This window comes from Mucilaginibacter gossypiicola (assembly GCF_900110105.1).
Taxonomy (GTDB): Bacteria; Bacteroidota; Bacteroidia; order Sphingobacteriales; family Sphingobacteriaceae; genus Mucilaginibacter; species Mucilaginibacter gossypiicola.
Window position 1 is genome coordinate 950,445 of record NZ_FOCL01000003.1, and the last position, 21,673, is coordinate 972,117.

Annotated in this window: 12 protein-coding genes; 2 read left to right on the forward strand and 10 right to left on the reverse strand. The window is 42.8% G+C overall.

The genetic code is table 11. The features are described from left to right. From BMX50_RS13660 to BMX50_RS13690, 7 genes are all read right to left on the reverse strand, one after another. On the reverse strand, positions 1–2,862 hold the full coding sequence (locus tag BMX50_RS13660) for an exo-beta-1,4-galactosidase (protein WP_091211063.1): 2,862 nt from the start codon (positions 2,860–2,862) through the stop codon (positions 1–3). Between the two features lie 52 nt (positions 2,863–2,914). Next, entirely contained in the window at positions 2,915–4,324 is a 1,410-nt protein-coding gene (locus BMX50_RS13665) for a glycoside hydrolase family 28 protein (RefSeq protein WP_091211064.1), read from the reverse strand. 196 nt (positions 4,325–4,520) lie between these two features. Next, entirely contained in the window at positions 4,521–6,044 is a 1,524-nt protein-coding gene (locus BMX50_RS13670; RefSeq protein WP_091211122.1) for a RagB/SusD family nutrient uptake outer membrane protein, read from the reverse strand. A 19-nt stretch (positions 6,045–6,063) separates the two neighbouring features. Next, positions 6,064–9,279 (reverse strand): SusC/RagA family TonB-linked outer membrane protein, encoded by a 3,216-nt coding sequence (locus BMX50_RS13675; RefSeq protein WP_091211065.1) that lies wholly within the window; start codon positions 9,277–9,279, stop codon positions 6,064–6,066. 172 nt (positions 9,280–9,451) lie between these two features. Further along, positions 9,452–12,310 (reverse strand): glycosyl hydrolase, encoded by a 2,859-nt coding sequence (locus BMX50_RS13680; protein ID WP_091211123.1) that lies wholly within the window; start codon positions 12,308–12,310, stop codon positions 9,452–9,454. Between the two features lie 13 nt (positions 12,311–12,323). Then, positions 12,324–13,544 carry an oligogalacturonate lyase family protein gene (locus BMX50_RS13685; RefSeq protein WP_244280976.1) on the reverse strand — a complete coding sequence of 407 codons (1,221 nt, stop codon included), beginning with the start codon at positions 13,542–13,544 and terminating at the stop codon, positions 12,324–12,326. 37 nt (positions 13,545–13,581) lie between these two features. After that, the gene (locus BMX50_RS13690; protein WP_091211067.1) at positions 13,582–14,925 is read right to left on the reverse strand and encodes a rhamnogalacturonan acetylesterase; all 1,344 of its coding nucleotides are present in this window, start codon (positions 14,923–14,925) and stop codon (positions 13,582–13,584) included. 253 nt (positions 14,926–15,178) lie between these two features. On the opposite strand from BMX50_RS13690, the gene BMX50_RS13695 reads away from it, so the two are divergent. After that, positions 15,179–16,210, forward strand: coding sequence for a GntR family transcriptional regulator (locus tag BMX50_RS13695; RefSeq protein WP_091211124.1), 1,032 nt, complete (start codon positions 15,179–15,181; stop codon positions 16,208–16,210). On the opposite strand, the gene BMX50_RS13700 is transcribed toward BMX50_RS13695, so the two are convergent. Then, entirely contained in the window at positions 16,205–17,212 is a 1,008-nt protein-coding gene (locus BMX50_RS13700) for a GntR family transcriptional regulator (protein ID WP_091211068.1), read from the reverse strand. The genes BMX50_RS13695 and BMX50_RS13700 overlap by 6 nt on opposite strands. A 505-nt stretch (positions 17,213–17,717) precedes the next feature. On the opposite strand from BMX50_RS13700, the gene BMX50_RS13705 reads away from it, so the two are divergent. Beyond that, positions 17,718–18,467, forward strand: a complete 750-nt coding sequence (locus tag BMX50_RS13705; RefSeq protein ID WP_091211069.1) for a hypothetical protein — start codon at positions 17,718–17,720, stop codon at positions 18,465–18,467. 207 nt (positions 18,468–18,674) lie between these two features. Here BMX50_RS13705 and BMX50_RS13710 read toward each other — a convergent pair whose 3' ends face one another. Together BMX50_RS13710 and BMX50_RS13715 are read right to left on the reverse strand one after the other, a co-directional pair. Continuing rightward, entirely contained in the window at positions 18,675–20,219 is a 1,545-nt protein-coding gene (locus BMX50_RS13710; RefSeq protein WP_208864702.1) for a sulfatase family protein, read from the reverse strand. A gap of 129 nt (positions 20,220–20,348) precedes the next feature. Beyond that, on the reverse strand, positions 20,349–21,602 hold the full coding sequence (locus BMX50_RS13715) for an MFS transporter (RefSeq protein WP_091211070.1): 1,254 nt from the start codon (positions 21,600–21,602) through the stop codon (positions 20,349–20,351). Positions 21,603–21,673 lie beyond the last annotated feature (71 nt).

A 21,673-nucleotide genomic window follows, 5' to 3' on the forward strand; every position in this document is an offset into this window, starting at 1 on the left:
TTATTTTTTTATGTTTTTGGGCTTCAGTTCATCTGGTGCGCCATTGGTATAGGACACAAACACCTCCTTTGAAGCTGTTTTAAAAAGATCTTCAATAGTCTCCATCGCTATCATATCAGCAGGTTTAAACTGCGGTGAGGACATATATTTTAAAATACTGTAATACAATTGCTTCGCCGCCGGCCTGTCATCACCAATTGTTGGCGAAAGATCGGCGCTGCTTACCATCAGGCTCCCCTTACCTACCCTCGCTTCAAATAATAATGCTAAACGGCGGTTCATGAACCAGGTATCAATAGGCTGGATAACAGGCCTGAATGTTGCCGGAAAATCTTCCAGGTGCATTACCTGCGCGTTCGACAGGATATCCCACCATTGTATCTCACTGTATGATGATGTAGGAAAATCATTAAATGCGGGATGTTTAGGATCGCACACAAAACCCAGCGTATGCGGTGGGCGCATTTTAAACCAGGAAGTATTCCAGAAAACCGGCGTGAACGACTGTATAATTTCCTTTCCCTTAATTACTTTACCCGACGCATTCAGAAATACTTTGCCGCCATTATTAAGTACCTCTTTGGCCTTATCACCCAGCACTGTGGTATAGTACACGTCGGTTTTTACCGCAGACAAGGTAGCCGGGTATACCCAAAAATCCCAGTCGTTTATGTATTGTGTATTGGGCACTGCAATTTCCAGGTTTAGTTTTTCGGGTGATTTTATTTTTGACAGCGGCACATTGATTATCCCCGCCTGCTGACAGTTACCCATTCCATAATTTTTTTTATCCAAAACACCTTGGCTGATCACCTTATGCTGTGCATCGGTTAATTTCCAGCTCAGCGCAGCGGTTATAGGTTTGCTGTAGTTAAACAGTTCAACCTGCGCTTTCAGCATTTCATTGTTTTGATATACAAACTTTTCGGTACGGATAAGCGGTACGGTGGCATTGCAAAACCGGGCAAACTGTTTTGCTGTGATGTACCCTTTGCTATCCCAAAAGGCGTTAAGTACGCCAACCAGTGCCGTTCCCTGCCCCGGATAGTCATTCAGTGAAAGCAACTGAAATCCCGAATATCCGGGCGTACGCATGGCTTTTTCAATTTCATGCTTATAACATAAAGCCTGTAATTTTCCGGAAGCCATCAGAATTTTTTCGGCTTCATCGGCCATACCATGGTCTTTAAGGTCTTCCTGAAAAAGTTCAAAGTTTTTGGCCTTATAGATTCCTGTATATTTTTTAATCTCCTTAAAATCGGGGAAGGCGCAATACTGCCCCATTTCGTGGGCTACAAAGGGCACATTAAACTGGGCTATCTGTTTGCTGTAATCAGAGTAACTCTCAGGCCGTTGGTTCCAGGCCAGGCCTCTTGCCCCTGCACGGGCCATATATTCATTATTAGGGATCACCGGCCAGCTGCCACCTACTGCCGCCCCTGTGTATAGCCTGCGCGGGTCTTTAGCTTTCCAGTAATCAACAAATTTGGTAAGGTATTCTACTTGTTTACCGCTGGGCTCATTGCCATAAGCCATCATGCAAAATGAAGGATGATTGCCATACCACTTAACCATGCGGTTGGTTTCGTCATAAATATACTGATCAATCGGTCGCCCCAAACCTAAGCCGCTGCCATGGTTTGCCCATGAAGGCCCTTCTACATGCAAGTAGAAGCCCGCTTTGTCAGCTGCATCGAAAGCAGCCTCGGGTGGGCACCAGGAGTGAAACCGCATGTGGTTAAGCCCATGTTCTCTGCAAATCTTGAAGATCCTGTCCCATTCTGCTTCGGTAGTGGGCGGGTAGCCTGTAAGCGGGAACTCACAGTTATTCACCGTACCCCGCAGAAAAACGGGCTTCCCGTTTATGGTAAATGTTTTTCCATCGACCTTAAACTCATGCATGCCGAAACTCAGTTTCCTGGTATCTGTTGATCCATCGGCAGTGTGCAGCGTAGCGGTAAGCTGATATAAAACCGGGGTAAACTCATCCCAGGTTTGCATTTTGGCCCCCATTGGCAAATCGATGCTGAACTCGGTCACAGTATCTTTGATACTAACGGGTTTGCTTACGACAGGTATAAGCTGTGAAATTGTGGTATTAAATGCTTTAGCCGAAAGTGTGATAGCGCCGGCAACAGATGTCCGTTCTGTTTTTACCCGTATTTTGATATGGGCTGTTTTTTGTTTCAGATCAGGATAAACCTGAATCTCATCCAACCAGGTTTGGTCTCCGGCTCTCAGCTCCATTTTGCCGATCATACCATTCCAGTTCCCTTGTGTATGATCGGTAATACTATGAGAATCGGGGCCTACATTGATGGCTTTAATGCGGTTATCTATACAAAGTGTAATCTGATGCTTTCCGGGGGATAGTTTATCTCCCAGATCATACTGATGCGGGGCCACCAGGCTGTTTTGCATACCAATTTCAGTATCATCAACCCATAACCTGGTTTCGGTATGGGCCCGCTCCAGGAAAAGCACAAGGTGTTTATTTTTCCAATCCGCAGGAATAATTACTTCCTTTTTATACCAGGCCGCTCCTGTATAATGTTTTGGCGGCGTAAGCCAGAAAGGTATTTTGAGGTTGCCGGGCACCCGGTACTTTGCCAAACGCGGGTTGTAAAACCACGAACTATCGTAAATACTGCCTGTCCATTTTGTTTTAAGGGTTATGTCATCCCCCTTTAAGTTTTGGGTCATAGAGCCCGGCAAATGAATAGTATCTGCCAGCGATTTTGAGAACCATTTTTCTGCTATCCCCTTATCAGCCGGATCCATTTGAAACTGCCATTGCCCTTCCAGTGAAATAACGTTGCTACTCTTTTGCGAAGGAGGAACAGACCAGGCACAAAAAAGCATTCCCAAACCCGCAATTATGCAAAGCAGGAGCCTTTTTAAAGTCTTGTATTTATTATTGAGCAGCACCGGCGTCAGTTAAATTAAGTTTAGTATTGTCCTGGGTAACGATCTGTGAGTTTTTCCACTCCCATGCCTGCGCAAACTGCACATCGCCCGCGGTGCCCGACTCGATATTAACCCCATCAAAATGAAAATTTTGCATGGTTGATTCTTTGAGACCTATGGCATTGACGGCTTTTTTTGCACCAGTTACTTTAATATTCGAAATATAAACATCTTTAAAATGCGGGATCCCTTTTTCGGCAGGCTCCACTTTGTGCAGGATCTTTTTCCAATGATCGGGCAGCGTAGCTTCATTATAGCCGTCGGGTAATTTGGAATAACTATAGGTCGGGTTCCAGTTCATGGTGATTTGAAAAGCAGTCCCCACGCCATTCATGGTTATATTGGTAAAGTGGATATCCTCCACCGTGCCTCCCCTCGTTATGGCCGATTTAATATTTAACCCGTTACTGGTTCCGTTACCTGTGAGGTCGGTGGCGAGCACGTGTCTGATCCCTCCCGATGTTTCGCTGCCACAGGTAAGCAATCCCGCGCCTGCCCTTGAAATACATTTACGGATCACTACATACTCGGTTGGCCTGTTTACCCTCAACCCATCCCAATCGCGACCGGCTTTAAGGCAAAAATCATCATCATTGCAATCAATATCGCAGTTTTGCACCAGGATCCAGCTGGACGAATCTATATCTATACCATCTGTCGAAGGCCCATGGCCGTCAACGTTGTTGCGGATGGTAATACCATCAACAGTAACATAACCAGAGTAAAGCAGCTGCACCGTCCAAAACCCGGCCTGTTGCAGCGTAATATTTTTGATGGTAACATCCTGGGAGTTGGAAATCAGCAGCGTGCGGGGACGTTTGGCATCATAGTCAACTATCCAGCGTAAGCCTTTGGGGTCATATTCAGCCCGCATTTTCCGGTAAATATCCCAAAATGGCTTACCCTGCGCATTTACCAATCCTTTTCCGGTAATTGCCACGTTGGTTTGCCCGGCTATGTTGATCAACGCGGCAGGCCATTTCATTTCAATACCGGCAACACGGGTGTCAATTTCAGGGTAATCTTTTATATCCTGGCTGCCCAATAACTCCACGCCCTGATCAATATTCAGGCAAACGTTTTTCTTCAAAAAAATGGAACCCGTTAAATATTTACCGGGTTTAAATGTAACTATGCCACCACCTTTTGCCGAACATTGATCGATAGTTTTTTGTATGGCAGTTGTATTTATGGTGTTGCCATCATTAGCCGCACCATTATCGTTTACATACCAAACTGTTGTTTTTTGAGGAGATTGCCTGGCACCAACCTTTTTGGCCCAATCCAGGTTAGTTTGCCCGTTTACAGCATTGGCGGTAATAACTATCAGGAAAACAGAATAACGTAATAATTTCATAGGTGGCGTTAAGTTAATAGTACTAAGTCTTAAGTAAAAAGTTAAGTTCATACTTTTCCGACTTGGAACTTAAGGCTTTCGACTAATGACTAACATAACAGTGTTTTATTCTTTAAAAGGCCTACCCCTCCCGAAGCACAGAGGGGCAAGCCTTTTTTATGATGACCTGAATAATTCTTTCATCATTCCCCAGGAATCAATACCCGGGGTTTTGTGTGTACAACCCCGGTGCAGCATCAAGTTGTGTTTGCGGTACAGGGTAAATAACGTAATTAGCTATAACCGGTTTGATGGCTTTCTGGGCATCTTCCTTCGCGATCCAGCTATTCATAATGGTTAACAGGTTACCGCTCCTTTGCAGGTCGAACCAGCGTGAGCCTTCATCGGCAAATTCCCTGCGGCGTTCGTCAAACAACTGGGCAAGCGTTACGCCTGTTACTGATGGCAGCCCAGCCCGTGTACGTACCTGGTTAACAATAGCATCAACATCAGCCTGTGAACCTCCTGTTGCCCCGTTCAAGATACATTCGGCTTTAAGCATTAAAACGTCGGTATACCTGATGGCGATGAAGTTAATTCCCCAGTCAAAACGGCTGGCAGTTGGGATTTTAGTTATATCGAGCCATTTTTTAAAGAAAGGGCGATTTTCTGTACTGCCTGCGTTGGTGTAACCTGCGGTATATACGGTAAATGCCTTCCGCACATCGGCTGCGTCATAACTGTTTGCCAGATCATTTGATACCGGGATAATTTCCAGACTTCCGTTTGATTTGGTATCCTTGATAGATAAAAAATAAGCGCTTGGTGCAAGCGTCCACGGATATGAAGCTCCGTAAAGATCACTCGTACCGCTGATGCCGCTTGTATACATTACATCAAAAACAGCCTCTTTATTAACAGCAGGACTTTGGTTGGTATATGAAAAAATGTTGCTGTAAGTAGGCTCAAAAGCAAACTTGCCACTGCTGATAATATCCTGCAGTAATGGCAAAGCTAAATTCCATTCGTTTGATCCGGTTCCAGGCCCTTCTATACCATAATTTGGCGCCGATTTAGCCATGTAAACCTGTGCCAGTAACGCTTCTGCCGCATATTTGGTAGCACGGCCCACCTCTACCCCGGTATAAGTGGTGGGTAAATTAGCTATCGCTGATTGCAGGTCGGCTATGATCAGTTTGTAAACATCGGCTACCGAACTACGGCCTATTGCATTGGCCTCGGGTGCAGTAACCGGATGGTCAATAACAGGGAGCTTACCGTAATACCTCACCAGGTCGAAATAATAAAATGCCCTCAGAAATTTGGCTTCGGCCTGTAACCTTGTGGCTAATGACGCGGAGCCTATATAACTGCCATTTTTGGCAACCTGGTCAAGCAGGGTATTAGCTCTGAAAATACCGTTAAAATCGGTTCCCCAGGCTTCGGTAACATATGCATTTGCTGCTAACGAGGGCGAGAAATCGTTCACCGGGTCCCAGTCACGCACGGTAACCGAAACGCCATAAATATTATCCGAACGGATCTCGGACATATTAGCCAATCGTACCGGGTAATTGTGCAGATCGGCATAAATAGCGTTTGTAGCCTGCAAAAAATCACTCGGCGACCTGTAAAAAGTTGCTGTTGTTGAGCTGGATATAGGCACCTGGTTTAAATCCTTATTACAGGAGGCCATTAAAAACACAGCTGATATGGTTGATAGAAAAAATATCTTTTTCATTTTGATAATGTTGAAGTAATTAAAAAGTAACATTTAGCCCGAAAATCAATGATTTAGCTAATGGCAAGCCTCCGTAATCACCTGCTTCGGGGTAGTTACTGTCTGAGCTGATGGCTGTATTTTGCGCCTCTGGATTCAAACCTCCATAATATTTATCATGACCAAAGAAGTTTTCGGCCGTAACGTACAGGCGTGCTGCTCCTAAAACTTTGGTTTTAAATATATTTTTAAGATCGTACCCTAACGTAATATTCCTAACCCTTACATAATCTGAAGAATACAACCAATCCGTATTGGCTACGAAACCAAATGTAGAGTAGGCTTTGCTAACCCGGCCGGCCCCCTGGTTTTCAGGTGATCTCCAGCGGTTATCATAAAATGCAGGTGCATTATCCGTAAAGCCCTGGCCGGTACGGGTGATAGCCCTGCCCAGTAAGGAATAGATTGATCCACCGTTTTGACCCTGAACCAAAACAGTAAGGTCGAAACCTTTCCAGCGTACGGTATTGGTGATCCCCCAGGTATAATTAGGATTTGGATGACCAACAATTTGCTTGTCTGCCTCGGTTATTACACCATCACCGTTCAGGTCCTGGTATTTGGGGTCTCCAACGGTTTCACCCGTACCATAAGTTGCCACATGGTTATCAAGATCTGCCTGCGTTAGGAAACCGATTTGTTTAACAACATAAATACTGTTTAAAGGCTGTCCTACCCGCAAAATGGCATCAGAAACATCAAATGAATTTGGGATAATAATTTGTTTCTGGTTACCATAAAGGCTTACGATCTTATTTTTATAATGACTGATATTAATTGATGTGCTCCATTGAACCTTACCAACTAAATTACGGCTGGTTAACTCTAACTCCTGGCCCACGTTACGTACCGAACCTGCATTGCGCAACTGGCTGCTAAAACCAGTAGACTGAAGGATGGGCACATTCAGCAATAAGTCGGTATTCAATTTATTGTAGTAATCAAATGAGCCGGTTAAACGGTTACTGAAAAACCCGAAGTCGAGCCCTACATCATAAGTTTGTGATTTTTCCCATTTGATATCGGGGTTTGGCAAATTACTTGGGGCCTGCCCGATAGCCAATGCCTGCGGCGAACCCAAAACATATCCGTATGAACCTATTTGTGAAATACTACCGTAATCGGCAATACTGTTATTACCATTTACACCATAACTAAAGCGCAATTTCAGATCGCTCATTACAGGCAGCCTTTTCATAAAGTCCTCCTGTATGATACGCCAGCCTACCGACGCTGAAGGGAAAACGCCATATTTGGTATTGCCGCCAAATCTTGATGAACCATCCTCGCGCAAGCTTGCGGATAAAAGATACTTGTTCTTATATGCATACTGCGCGCGGCTAAAGTATGATACCAATACACTTTTGGTTCCGGTTGTGTTGCCGGTTACGTTGGCAGCAGCATTTAAGGTTTGGATAACGCTGCTGGTATAACCGCCAACCGATGACAGCGTAGATTGATCTAAGCGATCTGTGTTGTATGACTGGCCCAATAATATACTCAGGCTATGGTTTGCATGAATGGTGGTATTATAGGTAAGCGTATTTTCATTAACAAACGTTTGTCTTTTAAAAGTACTGTACGAACCTGAAGTATTAGCGGTAAGATTGGCGTTTGTAGATGCATTAAACGTTCTGGAAGCCAAAGTGCCTGCAATAGTGTACGGGGTGTAACTGTTAGATGCATTATCAACATTATCAAGATTAAGTGAGCTCCTTAATGTTAAGCCTTTTATAATTTCGTATTCGGCAAATATGCTGCCCAGTGTACGGTATTTTTTGGTTTGCCCAACCTTGTTCTCCAATTTAGCTATAGGGCTGTTTGCCGAGTTACCCCAGGTGTATTGCCCATTTTTAAACGCATTAGGATATAAACCAACTGTATCTTCCTGGATAGGGCTATAGCTTAGTGCCTGGTGAAAAATATTATCTTTCCCCTCTACACCCGGATCCTGCGAAATTGAATAAGTAGGCGCTATGTTTAACCCTAATTTCAGGTTTTTGGCGATACGTGCCTCCACGTTGGCCCTGGCCGAGTAGGCTTTATAACCCAACCCTTTCACAAAACCATCCTGATTGGCATAGTTCCCTGAAATAAAATAATTTACAAATTCGTTACCGCCACTTGCACTCAGCGCCTGGTTTTGCATAGCGCCCTTTTGCTCAATGGCTTTCTGCCAATCTACATATTCTAAGCCCGGATGGCCTGGTGTAGCCCATCTCGGATCAAGCATATAGGCCGAACTAAAAGCACCGCCATTCAGTGCCTGACGTGTTGCATTGTCATCACTTGCTGTTGCTCCCTGTACACCAAATTTGAGCACATAAGCGGCGTTGATCATTTCGGTAGCCCTGTCAATCCATTGATCGCCGTTAAGCATGGGCAAATATTTGGCAGCCGCGTTATAACCGTAATAAGCGCTGTAACTGATTTTAGCTTTTCCCGATTTTCCTTTTTTGGTAGTGATCAAAACAACACCGTTTGATGCCCTTGAACCATATATGGCTGCTGCTGCTGCATCCTTTAAAACCTGGATATCTTCGATATCATTGGGGTTAATATTATCGAGCGGGTTTCCTGTGCTGAAACTACCACCGCTGCCTATTGCTGATACAGACAAAGGAAAGCCATCTATTACATACAACGGCTCATTACCGGCACTTATAGAGCCGCTTCCGCGTACATTAACACTAAATGCTTTGCCCGGCACACCGGTTGTTTGTTTAACGGTTACGCCTGCCATCTGCCCAACAAGCGCCTGATCAACGCGCGTTACAGCCCGTTCGTTCAGGTTATCGGCTTTGAAAGTAGCCTGAGAACCGGTAACATTAGCGCGTTTTTGAGCACCATAACCGATAACTACTACTTCGTTCAGTTGCGATTCGGCTTCAGTTAAGGTAACATTGATGGTGTTACCGGAGCCTACGGTAACTTCTTTGGCGTCAAAACCAATCGATTTAAATATTAACACCTGCCCTGCGGCTGCTTTAATGCTATATTTTCCGTCGAGGTTAGAGGTGGTACCCGATTTTGTGCCTTTTATTTGCACAGAAGCAGCCGAAACCGGTTGGTGCTTGCTATCTGTAATGGTACCCGTAATGCTAAGCTGCTGTGCAAAAACACTGCTTGCCCCTGCCATATTAAAGAGCAGTAATAGCAATAGCATTTTACAAGAATGAATAAAAATTCTTTTCATAAAATCAAGTTAAGGGGTTTACTGTTTGGTACAGTTTGGTATATAATTGTATATACGAACATAAAAGTTAATTTCAACAACACCATCCTGTAGTATCCTGCTCAAAGGCATTAAAAACATAAAAAAAGGCGGCCGGATCCGACCACCTTTTTGAAATAAAACCCTCAAATAATTATTTAATAAACAGCTGTTTAACCGGCTCAAGTGTTACCGGACCGATCAGGCCGGAAGGCTTTGGTTCCCAGTTTATAGCGGTAAAAAGCCCATCAGGCCCTTTGGAACCTGCACTATGCGATTGGAAATTAGTGTTATAGAAGATCCGGTAAGGGATATGCTTCTTATCCATATCAATGATCCTGTTAGCCATAAGGTTAGCTACCCTGATCTGCAGTTGATTAACTGTCCTTAACTGTGCTGAAGGTATGGTAACCACATATTGCGGGCCGATAAGTGTAGCCAGCTTTTTACCATTGAGATAAACCTCTGCATTTTCGTTAACCTTACCCAGGTTAAGCTTCCAGGCAAGGGCATTTTGAGCCGGCTTTTTAAAGCTGATAGCATAGCTGCCTGTTCCGGAAAAAGCTTTAAGGTCTTCGCCGCCTAATTCTGTCCATGATTTAAGCTCTGAAGTCTTTATGGGCTGCGGCAATGTTGGGCCGCCTTCGGCAAAGTTCAGTGCCCACGTACCGCTTACAGGTACAGACTTGCCTGCGGCCTTGTAATAGGTATAGTCGGCCGTTTTAATTTTTACCGGTAAGGTTTGTAAAATACAGCTCTCTCCGGGCAGTAATTGCAGGTACACACTGGTTTTGCCCTTGGTTTGTTTCCTGATCTTTGCCGATCCGTAAACCTTAGTCATGGGATCAAATACCACTACAGATGCTGCATTAACCGATAGATCAATCCAGCCATTAACCGGGTTGCCGCCATTATTTGATATAAAATAGCTGTTACCATTTTTATAAGTACGGCGTACAAACTGTAAACCTTTATCGGTCATTTGCTCTCTGTTGATGCCCGCTTCGTCCAGTAATGAGGAAATATCATCGGCAATCAAAAAACGGCCTTTGCCAATTGTGGCAACTTTAACACCATTATTTCCAGCAGTAAAATTCAATCCGGCAAGCAGGTTTTTAAATGCTTTTTCACGCTCCTGTAACCCTGTGTATCCGGGCACACCCGATGGAAGATTTTTATACACCACTATTGTCGCGCCCGCCTTTGCCAGATTCACCATTTTATTAAAGGTTTCAAGCGGGATATATTTATTATCGGGCAAAAGGATGGTTTTATAATTAAGACCAGCGGTTAAAATCTGGTTGCCTGAACTTTGCAGGCCCATTATCTGCTTATCTGATATAAAATCAAATGTATAGCCTTTTTTAAGCATTTCTTCGGTTGATGACTCAAACCCTGTCCCCTTGAAATCGGGCTTCATGGCATCATAATGTTTGAGCAAACCCCTATCCCCCGGTTCAGAAAAACTGTCAAATAAGGGGTAATAAACCAACACATCATTATCGGACTTTCCTTGCTGCAAAAACGACTGACAATTGGTTATATACTGATTTAAGGTTGAAAAATCATTCCAGAACGGGTTGGTTTGATTAAAATGAACTGCTGCATAAAATAACCAGCCCGGCCATTGCGCGTTTTGAGGCGAATAACTGATACCATGATAAAAAATATGGTTTACACCACCTACAAAATATTTATCAATAGCCTGTTTAACATCTCGCAGCGACGACAAAAAATGATCATTAAGCCATGTTGCCGACTCGGATGATGCAAGCGGCTTACCCATCACGTGTGCCGCCGAGGTAGCAAATTTAAACCGCAGCACGTCATCCCCTTCCGTTTCAGGAATATCAATAGCTGCGTACAGATCCAGTATATTTGATGGCGAACCATGTGATTGATTGCGAATCAATGCACCTTTTGTTTTGGCCCAGTCATGCCATGGCTTGGTAAAATCATCCAGCAACAGGTCGGATATGGTTTCGCGGTAGTCGCACAGGATGCGGCTGTTGTTTTCCTTACTATCATTACCAAATAAAGCAGGTAAATGATCGCGCAGGTCATAGCCGCGGCGTTTAATAAATTCATCAAAAAACAGCGGGGTAAAGTTTGATTGCCCACGTGCATCATCCACCTCATACGAATCGTTAAAATATGCCCTTATGCCACTTAAATCCCGTCCTTTAAATGCCTCATCAAACCGGGCAAGGTAATGACCAAGAGCGGGTTTTGAAAAGTGGTCAATAACATAACCTTCACCACCGGGAGCGGCACGCTCTACCATTTTACCATGCCAGCCCTGGAAAAGCGCGTATAGCTTCCACTCTCCGGCAGGAGCTGTCCAGTTAAGGTTACCAGCAGCATCAACTTTGTTCGTAAGGTTCAGCGCCTGCCCCTTACCATCATAGGCCATTAAAACAGTTAAAGGGATCCGTTTCTCAAACCGTACCTGGTCAAGGGCCATCAGCTGCAGGTTTTTATTGCTGCTAATAGGTTCAACCAGGTCTGTGATCTTTGGAGCTTGTCCATCGGCCCTCACCAGCGGTTGCTGCATAAATACCACAGGCTCATTCAGTTTTTCACCGCCTTTAACGTCGTAGTTTTTCCAGAACAGCTCTTTACTGGCATCTTCATTGGTAATCCATGGACCGCCGAAAGGCCAGCCAGTAGCATTAGCCAAATCAATCCCCATATTTAAGCGTTTAGCCTCCGTCAATGTATACTTCAACATATCAACCCATTGCGGCGACAGGTATTGTATAAACTGGTTTTCGGCACCCTTTACGCCATAAATCGGTGTAATTTCCAACCCACCTAAACCAGCGTTATGGTAGCTTTCCATATTCCAGGTAAGGTCTTTTTTATTTACTGCGCTGCCCTCCCACCACCAACGGGCCCAGGGTTTGGTTTGTTCGGTAGCCGTGGGCCAGCCAACCTGTGCAGATGCTGTTTGGGCACCTGCTAACAGGGCAAATACAATAGCTATTTTTATATTATTTTTGATCAATGACATCCTGTTTGGGGTATTAATGTTTGGCAATTTCTACAGCGTAAACTCCCTCATGACCTTCAAAATTGGCCCTGAAGATAACCCATTTTTCATCGGGCGAGAAATGCACATTGGGCTCCAGGTGATAATTATGGTGTTTCATATTTACCAATTTCTCTGATTTAAAACGATCACCGTTTGGCTTAAACAGATAGATCCACATGCCATCGGGTGCTTTGGCTACCTGCCCGGAATTGCCTCCATCACCGGCAAATGTTTGCTCATCTTTAGTTACATTAAAGTGGATCGACCATTCGTTCCTGTCCATTTGATAAACACGGTCTTCTTTTCCTGTTTTCATATTGATGCCTGCCAGAAAAAAGGTTTGCCCTTTAGGTTTCTGCAGATCAAACCACTCGGTATTACCCAGCGGCGAAAAAAACTCATGACCGGCTATTTCATTTACCATAGTACGTTTGTGTAACAGCTTGTTTTCGCCGTTTTTTATATTGATGTTCCAGATCCGGTCGACCTTTTCCCAGGGACCTTCATGGCAATAGGAAAGGTTATCTGGATCTGTTGGCGAAAAAAGCAGGTGATTTGTCCACTCGTTTTCCTGGTGTATTTGTTTTAATGTTTTGTGCTTAACATCAAGCACATATAGCGTATGCTGAATATGCGCGTCATAGATCCGGTTAAAGAAATCGTGCTTTTCAGGGTATTTTGCAAGTATTTCACGTTCTTGTTCACCCGTAGCCTTAACACAGGCCATGTACGTTCCATCGGCATTTACAGTACCTACCCTACCTTTAAAGTCGGGTGCAAATGCATAAATAAATCTTGTTTTATGGGTATTCACATTTACAGCGAATATGCTGTCGCCGCTTTGATAAAATGCTTCGCGGGTTTTGGCACAAACCATCTCGCCCGATACCTTCGCCCTGTTTGTCAGCTGGTCTATTTTCTGCGTTTTTAAATTAACCGTAAATAGCTGTTCCCCTTTATCCGTTTTGCCGTAAAATACCATCAGATCACCTTCGTTCTTTATTTGAGGAACAAAAGGTGTATTGTTGAAATAAAAGCTGCCGTTGTCACTCTCGCGGTTTACCAAACGGACCACTTTATGACCTGTTTCACTATCGATCCACTGTTCAGGCATCGGTTTGGCGCCTCCTGTTTCCATTACTTCCTGGGCTTTTACGGCAACCAGCCCGGCTTGTAAAACACCAAGCGCAAGTAGTAACAGTTTTTTATTCATTATCATTTTATTAAAATTTATATAACGTCTATAAAAGTCAATTTCCGTCAGGTTTTATCGTGCTGTTCTTAGGGCTGGCCGGTAAGCTGAAGGTTTCTACCGGATCAGGATGGGCAGGGTCAAAAGGCGGTGCATCAATAATATACCGCTCAATGCCCAGATGATTGCTTTTGATCCCTTCTATAACACATTTTGCAAGCTCATAGGCACCGTAACTGTTGAAATGGGTATTGTCGGCCAGGTCCTTTGGCTGGTTTGGGAACGAGTTTGCAGGGTACCAAACAAAGGCTTTTTTAGATGCTTCGTTACCCAATGCCTCATAAAACCTGGCGGACATGACATTGAGGTCTATCAGGGGAACATTCAGATCTGCGGCAACTTTTCTTGCAGCGTCGGGATAATCGCCAAGGGTATTTACTACTTTATTGCTATCATTGAAAGCACGGCGGCTTGTAGAAGTTACAATTACGGGAATGGCTTTTTTCTCGCGTGTTTTATTAATAAACAGCATAAAACGTTCGGTATATGATTTGTAAGCGCCATCTTCCGGCCCTTTTTCTTTCTGATCGTTATGTCCGAACTCTATAAACAGGTAATCGCCCGGCTTAATTACACTCAATACTTTATCTAAACGGTGACTATTTAAAAAACTGCCAAGACTAAGCCCGGATTCGGCATGATCGGCTATAGCCACACCCGGCTTGAAAAACCTGGTGATCATTTGCCCCCACGAACACCAGGGTTCATCGTCCTGATCAACCACAGTTGAGTTTCCGGCCAGATAAACGGTTACCTGGTCATCTACTTTTTCTATCTCCAGCGCATCAACACAGGGTTTTGTACCATTAAACTCCAGGCTAAGCTTATCATCCCAATCATATTTGCCCAGTTCGCGTGGTTTAAGCGCTACTTTGCCACCGGTGCTGATATCGGGCTTACGAATATTTACGATGAAACTTAACTTTTTAACCGAGTTATTAGTCTTTACCTGTTCCAGCATCAACCTGCGCGATTCGGCACGCACCGTGATATTACCACCTCCCTTTATATCACCCACAGTTAAGGTAACCTTGTAATTTCCTTCAGGTAGATTTACCGAGAAATAAAAAGGCTGATCACCGGTTACATACCCACCTGTAAGTTTCTTTCCGCCATCGCGTGTTACAGCTGTTACTTTTGAACCGAAATCAAAACCATAACCTTTTACATCATTAAAAACCTCATCCGGACTTACCTTTTGATAGCCGGGCGCTGTGTTCCCGCTGCTAAAGTCAAATTTAAAGCCGGTTTTAACCGCCTGTGCAAAAAGCGGTACAGGTACGATAAACCGTAACAAAACACAAATAGCGCACAGCAATATCTTGTAAGGCAGCTTGATCATTATGGATAGTATTTATCTGGTTATTGGCCGGCCAACGTGGGCCCTGGTTTATAATAATTAAAGTTAGCGCATGTTTACACCAACAGCGTCCTGCACCATCCTGATTGAAGGCTATGTTATTGTAACAAATTCATCACTTTATTTAATTTGGTTGCCTATTAAGCTTCCCTGGTTTACTCATGCAAAAGAGGAAAGCCTTATCAAACCTAATTTAATTACCTTTAAGTTTTTCCCAGTAGCCAAGTCAATCGTTATGAAGTCTTCACGCTTTTTAGAATACATCTATATTGATTATTATTCATCTACGCCTAAATACATTCAGTTAGCTAACTCCATCATCAAAAGCGTACGAGAAGGAAAGTTGGTCATTAACGAAACGCTGCCATCTATTAATGAGCTAAACTGCAATTTTGAAATATCGCGTGATACTGCAGAAAAAGCCTATAAACACCTCAAATCAATCGGCCTGCTTGGCTCAGTGCCAGGTAAAGGTTATTATATTAAAAACACCGAGGCCGGGCAGCAGTTCAAAGTGTTTTTAATATTCAATAAACTAAGCACCCATAAAAAACTGGTTTATGATGCTATAGTTGATGGTCTTGGCCATGAAGCGGCAATCGATTTTTATATATACAATAACGACTTTGAGTTTTTCAAGAAGCTGCTTCAAAACAACAGTAATGATTATACTCATTATGTGATACTGCCCCACTTTATGCACGGCGGCGAAAACGTTCACGATATCATTAATACCCTGCCCAAAGAGAAATTGATCATACTTGATAAATTGGTGCCGGGAATAAAAGGCGATTTTGCTGCAGTGTACGAGAATTTTGAAAAAGATATTTACCTGGCACTGGAAGAAGCCTTACCGCAGCTGAGAAATTATCATACCCTAAAGATCATATTTCCTGAATACACGTATTTTCCGGGCGAAATATTGAAAGGCTTTTTCAGTTTCTGCATTCAATATGCATTTACCTACAAAGTAGTTCATGACATACAGGGCGAACCGATAAATGAAGGAGATGTATTCATTAACCTGATGGAAAACGACCTTGTAGTTTTGATTGAAAGGATCCTGGCTACTGAACTAAAAATAGGTAAAGATGTTGGCGTGATCTCTTACAATGAAACCCCACTGAAAAAAATCATCCTGAATGGCTTAACCACCATATCAACAGATTTTGAACGGATGGGAAAAATGACTGCAGAGATTATTAAAAATGGATCTACCGGACGGTATGAGGTACCTTTTTACCTCACACTCAGGGCTTCGTTATAGCGATTTCCTGATAATTATTTTAAAGGCGTTTTTAATAACTGCCGTTTTATTTTGAAGCATCAACTCAGCTGTTTTTCTGCCCATTTCTTCAAAATCACTGGTAATAACGGTAATATCCAATAGTTCTTTAAACACGGTTTCATTAAAAGATATAATCCCTATATCTTTCCCTAATTCGTAACCGCTTACTCTTGCACCTTTGATCAAATCGGCCAGGTCATTTTCGGTAAGCACGATATAAACTGCACCTTTTTTAAGATCATCTGCTTTAAATGCAGGAATTACTTCAAACTTTTTGCGGTTTTCCTCACAAAACTGCATTACCCCATCTTTAATTTCGGGTGGGTGATGGCGATCTAATGGATAAATGATTATTAGTTTTTCGTATTTGGCAATCAGGTCGGTCACTACTTTTAATGCCCCGTAGATATCGTTACGAAAATCCTGAAATACAGCTGATTGTTTGGCCAATTTGGGCAGATCTTTATCAAGCAATATCAACTGATCAACCGGAATCTTTTTTAAAATGGTTAAATACTCCTGTTCATTACTGTAATCAAAAAAATGCGGCATAACAACGTAATAATGATAATTGCCTAAGTTAGCATCTATGCTTTCCTCAAGCAGAGCCGGATTATAATGGTGGATATGAAGATCAACCCTGGCTTTATCACCCAGGGTACGTACTATGGTATCATAAACAGTTTTTTTATAAGAGCTCAGTTTATTGAACAGCAAAAGCACTTTCATCCTCACATCCGGCTTACCAAGTACAAAATAGCCTTTACCCGAAACCGACTGGATATAACCATCGTTCTTAAGTATCATATAAGCTTTTTCGATGGTATCCCGGGCTACACCGTGCTGCTTGCTGTAGCTGTTAATTGACAGCAGCTTTTCATTTTTCCGGTAAATACCTTTGTCAATGTTCTTACTTATAGTTCCGACAATTTGCTGTACCAGAGATTTCGCTCCGTAATTAGCTCTTTGCTTTGTTTGCATTATGCTTTATTTATTATTGGTTTACAATTGTCGTTTAAACAATCCTTTAAATTCGTCAAAGCCGCTTATAAAGCAATGAAAATATAAAATATGTTATTAAACTAAAATATTGGAATATGAAACGGTACCGGTATTTTTCTTTGTCAGCTGATCAGGGCCTCATTTCTGTAAATTTATAATAATAAGGTCATTTAGAAGTGTTGTAAGGATGATAAAATTAAAACATCTTTATTGTCCAGATTTTAATGTTGGGATAATAAAAAAGAGTTCACATTTACAGCAAATGCAGCGGCCGCTCACTCCTTAAATGGATATTTTCAGGGTGTCTTTAGTAAAACTACAGCTACTCGTTAAACTGAATTAGTTAACAGCCATGAACCGCCACAAGCCGGCAAAGACTTTGTCAAAACAACCGCAGAACTTAGCGAAGTCAATGAAATTGTAGTAGTATCATATTCCAATTAATCATTAAATTGCTTCAACATTTTTTTAAACCTATACTCTTATGGCTAACAAAGACTTGAAAGAAGACCTGGCACTCCGTGAACTCGATCTGAAGGTTCGTGAACTGAAACTGAAAGTAGAAGATCTCGAAAAACCGTCGTACAAGAAGTTATCGTATTGGACTTCGATAGTTACCGTTGTTATTGCAATATTTGGTTTCGGATTGCAAAGCTATTTGTCAAACATTAAAAATGCCAAAGCAGATCTGGACATCAAAATAGCTGAAGCTAAAAAAGACACCTTAAACAGACAGATTAAAGTATACAACGATAGCCTTGGCAGGATCACCAATAGGTTAGATTCCTCATCAAAAGCACTAAAACAAGTTTCCCAGGCCTATATAGAAATGAAAAGCGCAGTTGCGTTTTCAATGAACGGACTTAGTGAACCATCCCAAACCAAAATTCAAAATGCCGATGAAAAAGTATCCGGCCTTTTATTGAAAAACAACTTTAGAACCATCTTAAAAGCCGCAATTGTCAAAATTTATTATTTGCCCGCCCTGAAAGAAAAAGCAGAAAGCATCAACAAACTATTAACTGAAAACGGCGTGCAATCTGGCCTGGACAACGCCCCCTATGACATATCCCATTCACATAATCAGGTTGTTTATTATAATGACCCACAACTGGATTACAGTAAAGCGGTACTATCGCTTTTAAATAAAAACGGCTGGACTAACTTTGAACTAAGAAAGAGCAGCCAGGCCAATGTTTCAACGCAATTTTTTAAAATCTACCTAACGAGTTAGATTTAATTATCAGGCGCCGGTATTTTTTTGCATCCCAGATCTGTTTCATTACTGTACCATCCATTAAAAATGAAGCAGGCCCCCACGCAGGTCGCCAGGTTCTTGCCGGTGGATTTGCGTTATTACCGGGATAAACTGGCAAGGTCAGGGATTAGCCAGCTTCCACGTTTAATTGATTTAAGGTTTATCCCGGCAGGTAACAAATATTTATAAAGCAACCGGCCTGAGATTGACCGAAAAGATTTTTGCTGCATCCTCATCCTCATATTTATCGATCAGTCGCTTAAGCTGTGTTTTCAAATCTTTCGTAACTTTTTCATACCCCTTCTTACCAAATATATTGTCCATTTCGTTCGGGTCTTTTTGAAGATCATATAATTCCCAGCATTCAACACGGGTATAAAAACGTATGAGTTTATAGCGTTTGGTTTTTATCCCAAAATGAGGGGAAACAGCATGTTCTCCATTTTCATAATAGTGATAATAAATTGCGTCACGGCCTTTGGTCTTAGTTCCTCTTACCAGTGGTAAAAACGACTCGCCCTGGATATCTTTAGGAATAGCTACACCTGCTGCATCAAGCACAGTAGGTGCAATATCGAGATTTAACACAAACTCGTTCGATACCGTTCCTGGTTTAATTACACCCGGATACCTCATTACCATCGGCGTTCTGAATGATTCTTCATATATCCAGCGCTTATCAAACCAGCCATGCTCCCCCAGGTAAAAACCCTGATCGGATATATAGATCACCATTGTATTTTTTGAAAGACCGTTTTTATCCAGGTAATCAAGCGTACGCCCGATGTTCCTGTCCAATGATGCTGCCGTACTTAAATAATCCCGCATATAGCGTTGGTATTTCCATTCAGTAAGCGCATTCCCGCTCAAGCCCTTAGCTTTAAGGTCTGCCTCTATCGGCCTATAATAAGCATCAAATTTAGCCCGCTGATCGAGGTTCATCCGGTTTACAGCTTCCTCTCCTTTCCTGCTGTCCGACAGCATTTTAAGATCATAACCCATCTGCATCGTTTTGCTGATGGTCATATCCTGTACCTTTGCGGCTTTCCGATTATCATAATTATCATAAAAGTCATGCGGCAGCGGGAAGGTAACCTTATCATACATCCCCATGTCGCAGGTATCCGGCACCCAGGTACGATGAGTTGCTTTATGGCCGATGACCAGGCAAAATGGTTTGCTTTTATCCCTGGAATCCAGGTATTTTTCCGCTTCATCTTCAATGACATTGCTCACATATCCTTCTACCCGTTGCGTGTTGCCATCCATATTAATAAAATCAGGATTGTAATACTGGCCCTGTCCCGGTAAAATTTTATAGTAATTAAATCCCTGTGGCGTGGTTTCCAGGTGCCATTTCCCTATCCATGCAGTTTGATATCCTGCAGTTTGCAGTTGCTTTACAAATTCGTCCTGGCTACCGTCAAATTTAGAGTTCTCATTATCCTTAAACCCATTTTTATTGCTGTACTTGCCCGTAAGGATAACCGCCCTACTTGGCCCGCAAATAGAGTTGGTTACATAACCCTTTTTAAAAATCACACCTTCCCTGGCTATCCGGTCAATGTTAGGAGTCTTCGCCAGTTTACTGCCATACGCGCCGATTGCCTGGTACGCATGGTCATCAGAAATGATGATCACAATATTGGGTCTGCTCTGCGCGTACATGCTGATATTGCATAGCAGCATAAACACGATAAGCAGGAACATTGCTTTGTTTTTATTCATTTGTTTCTTCATTATGGTATATTGAAGGCTTAATTTGGGGTTTTTGAATCGCACTTTTAAGATTCGGATCATCAGTGATTGAGCGTATAAAAAAAGCTTTTTGTTAACCGGTAAAGCTTTACTTGATCCTTATATCATTTCAATTACATCATCACTGTTATTTGTAAAAACAACTTTATCCTTTTTATATTCTAAGTAAGCCAGTAAAGCACTTACCGCTGCGGTTAATGCGCCTAATAGATAAATGTTACTATAATGGCCTTTTCCGGCTATAAGCCCGGCAATTGGGGCGGTAAGCCCAATCCCCAGGTCAAAGAATGCATTATAGGCAGCCATAGCCATTCCACGGTTTTCGGCACTAACTCTTTTCACGGCAATAGTCCCGAATGAAGGAAAAACCAGCGACATACCAATACCTGTAAGTCCCGCCCCTAAAATCCCCGCCAGGCCGGAGGTGGCAGACCATATTAAAAGCTGACCTGCAACCTCTACCAGTAAAGAGATCATGGCAACCCGTGCCCCGCCAAACCTATCGGGCAAACCGGCAAAAAAGATCCGCACAACAATATACCCAGCGCCAAAAGCCGTAATTGCAAAAGATGCGCCCTGCCACGATTGCTGTATAAAAAATAAGGTTATAAATGAGGCAATCCCCCCAAAACCGATACTGGCCAGGGCCAGCCCTGTTCCCGATTTCCATACGAGGCCTACTGCTTTATAAAACGGTAATCTTTTAACCTGACCCGATAATATTACCCTGGGCAGCATTCGCATAGCCAGCAAACTGACTATAGGCAATAAGGCTATTGCCGCAAACGATGTCGTAATTGACGATTGTGACTGTAACCAAATGCCTAAAGGTGCCCCACAGGCCATGCCACCGTACATACCCATTCCGTTCCAAACCATTACCCTGCCGGTATTTTGCGGGCCAACCAAAATAAATCCCCAGGCAAAAACTCCTATTACCAGATAGCTTTCACCGATACCCAACAATATCCTCCCTGCAATTAAAGCTAACAATGAAATTGAGGGAATACCAATGGCTAAACCCGAAACAATGCAAAAAATACCTGATAAGGCTGAGAGCAATATCCCGATTACAACTGCCTGCCTGCCACCCTTTGTATCTGCCATTTTACCGGCAAAATGACGGGTGCAAAGCGTAGCAGCATATTGCAAACCTATAACTACACCCACCATTAAATTACTAAAACCAAGCCGGCTATGCACATAATCGGGTAAAACACCGAGCGAGATTCCCATAACCAGGAACTCCAGGAAAATCATCCCGAAAATAGTTATCAATACTCCGAAGATATTATTGTATGGCTTTACATCGGCCGGTTTGATAGTAGGTATAGCTTGTTTTACTGTTGACATTTATTCTGTTATTTCGAGCGCCAAATATAGTGGCAGGCATCGTCATAAATTTGATCAAAAAAAATTGAGCG